This window comes from Streptomyces phytophilus, assembly GCF_013870535.1.
In the GTDB taxonomy this organism is placed as follows: Bacteria; Actinomycetota; Actinomycetes; order Streptomycetales; family Streptomycetaceae; genus Streptomyces; species Streptomyces phytophilus.
This window is the reverse complement of sequence record NZ_JACBXC010000755.1, coordinates 1-2,973: the sequence shown is the minus strand read 5'-3', so window position 1 is coordinate 2,973 and position 2,973 is coordinate 1. Positions and strand designations below refer to the sequence as shown.

The window sequence follows — 2,973 nt, the reverse complement described above, 5'->3', positions numbered from 1 at the left end:
CCAGCCCGCCCGCGGCGCGCACCCGGTCGATCCAGCCGGTGTCGGCCCGGGCCTCGACGACCTCGGGCTCGTCCAGCAGGTCGAGGATGAAGCTCTTGTTGGTGGTGCCGCCGTCGATCAGTACGGTGGTCTCGCGCATCGCGTGCCGCAGCCGGGACAGCGCCTCCGCGCGGTCCCGCCCGTACGCGATGACCTTGGCGATCATCGAGTCGAAGTCGGCGGGGATGGAGTCGCCCTGGCCGACGCCCGTGTCGACGCGGATGCCCGGCCCCGCGGGCAGGTCGAGCAGGGCGATGCGGCCCGGGGCGGGCGCGAAGTCGCGGTCGGGGTCCTCGGCGTTGAGCCGGGCCTCAACGGCGTGCACCAGCTCGGCCGGCCGGGCGCCGGTCAGCCGGCCGCCGGCGGCCACGTGGAGCTGCGCCTTGACCAGGTCCATGCCGGTGGTGGCCTCGGTGACCGGATGCTCCACCTGCAGCCGGGTGTTGACCTCCAGGAAGGCGAACATGCCGTCCTTCGGCTGGTAGAGGAACTCCACGGTGGCCGCGCCGCGGTAGCCCACGGCGAGCGCCAGCCGCTCGGCCGACTCCTTCAGCCGCTCCACCTGGTCGGCCGCCAGCACCGGCGAGGAGGACTCCTCGATGATCTTCTGGTTGCGGCGCTGCACGGAGCAGTCCCGTACGCCCAGCGCCCACACCCCGCCCTGGCCGTCGGCGATCACCTGCACCTCGACGTGCCGGGCGTCCACGAGCAGCCGCTCCAGGAACAACGCGCCGTTGCCGAAGGCGCGTTCCGCCTCCTGGCTGGTGCGCTGGAACGCCTCGACCAGCTGGTCCGGCTCGTGTACGGCCCGTACGCCCCGGCCACCGCCCCCCGCGGTCGCCTTGAGCATCAGCGGATAGCCGATCCGCTCGGCCTGGAGCAGCGCGGTGTCCAGGTCCGCGACCGGGCCGCTGCTCCACGGCGCGACGGGGACGCCGACCTCCTCGGCGAGGAGCTTGGCGCTGATCTTGTCGCCCAGCTGGCGCATCGCCTCGGCGTCGGGACCGACGAACGCCACCCCGAGCTTCGCGCACAGCTCGGCGAAGGCCGGGTCCTCGGCGACGAAGCCCCAGCCCACCCACGCGGCGTCCGCGCCGGTCTCGACGAGGGCGCGCTCCAGCACGGCGAGGTCCAGGTACGGGCGGTCCGCGGCCCTGCCCAGGTCGTAGGCGAGGTCTGCCGCGCGTACGAACGTGGCCGTGGCGTCGGCGTCGGTGTACAACGCCACGGTCTCGATCCGTGGCGCGCCCGACTCGTTGAGCTCGCCGACGGCCTGGATCAGCCGCATGGCGGCTTCTCCACGATTGATGATCGCAACACGGCTGAACACCGGTCAGACCTCCCAGATTTCACGTGCCGGTCGGCGGAGGCGGCGGCGGCTGTTCCGCGCGGCGCGCCCGTTGCGTATCGGGTCGGTGCCGGATCCGGCACCGCGCCCCGGGTGGTTCAGGACTGTGAAAGCCACCACCCCTACCAGCGTCGTTACTCCCGACAGATCCGCACAGCGTGCCGTCCCGAGCCCACGCCCCTCCAGCATCCGGCACCCCGCTTGGCCATCACACACCAACGACTTGGCGCCCACTTGGCGATTCGGCGAATGCAATTCCACCGGCGGGATATACGCCCCGATCGGTCGATGACCTGGGGCCTACCGGTCGGCGCGGCGCCGGCCGCGATCAATTCCCCGGGCAATGCACGGGACGTCGCCGATAAACGTGCCGGCAATCGCGTATTCCGCCACGGCGGTGCAATGTCCGTCCGTACGGGCCGGAGCGCCGGCCCGTACGGACGGCTTCGCTAGAGCGCGAGTTCGATGTCGACGCCCGTCAGATCCGCCTGGACGGCGATCGCGGTGATACGGCCGTCGACGTCGCCGACGGTGAAGCGGAACGAGAGGAACGGCTTGTCGTCCTTCACCCACACCAGCCCGGCGGCCCCGTCGACGACCGCGGGCAGCGGCGCCCAGGCGTGGCCGGCGAAGAGGCGGGTGACGGCGTCGGCGCCGCGCAGCTCCGCGTCCATGCCCAACTGGGCGGCGGTCGCGTCGGAGCGCAGCACGATGTCCGGGTCGAGCATCTCCAGCAGCGCCTCGAAGTTGCCCCGGCGGGACGCGGCGAGGAACGCGTTGGCCAGGTCGGACCTGCCCTTCCTGAGGACCAGCCCGTTCTCGTCGTAGACGCCGATGGCCCGGGTCCTGGCGAGCGGCGCGCCCTGCTGCACGCGGCGGCGGGCGCGGCTGGCCAGCTGGCGGGCCGCGGCGGGGGAGCGGTCGACGATGGTCGCTATCTGGTCGAAGGGGACGGCGAACATGTCGTGCAGCACGAACGCCAGCCGCTCGGCGGGCGTGAGGGTGTCGAGGACCACCAGCAGCGCGACGCCGACGGAGTCGGCGAGGAGCGCCTCCTCCTCGGGGTCGGTCGCCGCGCTCTCGCCGCCCTGCGGCTCGGCGGCCTGGGCCGTGTCCATCAGGTCCTCGGGCCGTGACTTGCGGGACTGCAGCATGTTCAGGGACACCCGGGCGACGATGGTCGTCAGCCAGCCGCTGAGGTTCTCCACCTCGTCGGTGCGCGAGCGGCTCAGCCGGATCCAGGCTTCCTGGACGGCGTCTTCGGCTTCGGCGACGGAGCCGAGCATCCGGTACGAGAGCGCGCGCAAACGGGGGCGATCACTCTCGAACCGCTCGGCCAGCCAGTCGTGATCACTCATCTGGTCAAGTCCTCTCACCGGCGCCTGCCATGTCGGTAACCGGCGGGATTTCGCCGATGTGACGAGCCGGTAACCGCCACCCGGCCCGGTGCCGTGTCACCTCGCCGCCTCCCGCCCGTGCTTGTCGCGGCTGAAAAGTGACAACAGCCGGCAACGAGCCTACTCCGTAGGGCGACGACGGTGACCTGCGCCTCCGCTCCGGCGGCCGGCGGGGGGTGCACCCGCGCG

Annotated in this window: 2 protein-coding genes; both read right to left on the bottom strand. The window is 72.2% G+C overall.

Going from position 1 to position 2,973, the window contains the following annotated elements; genetic code table 11:
- Nucleotides 1-1,327, bottom strand: a 1,327-nt coding sequence (locus H5J30_RS24720; protein WP_220189324.1) for an acetyl-CoA carboxylase biotin carboxylase subunit, incomplete at its 3' end; no start/stop codon positions are given.
- Between the two features lie 509 nt (nt 1,328-1,836).
- Nucleotides 1,837-2,745, bottom strand: coding sequence for a sigma-70 family RNA polymerase sigma factor (locus H5J30_RS24715; RefSeq protein WP_181789565.1), 909 nt, complete (start codon nt 2,743-2,745; stop codon nt 1,837-1,839).
- Nucleotides 2,746-2,973: the final 228 nt, after the last annotated feature.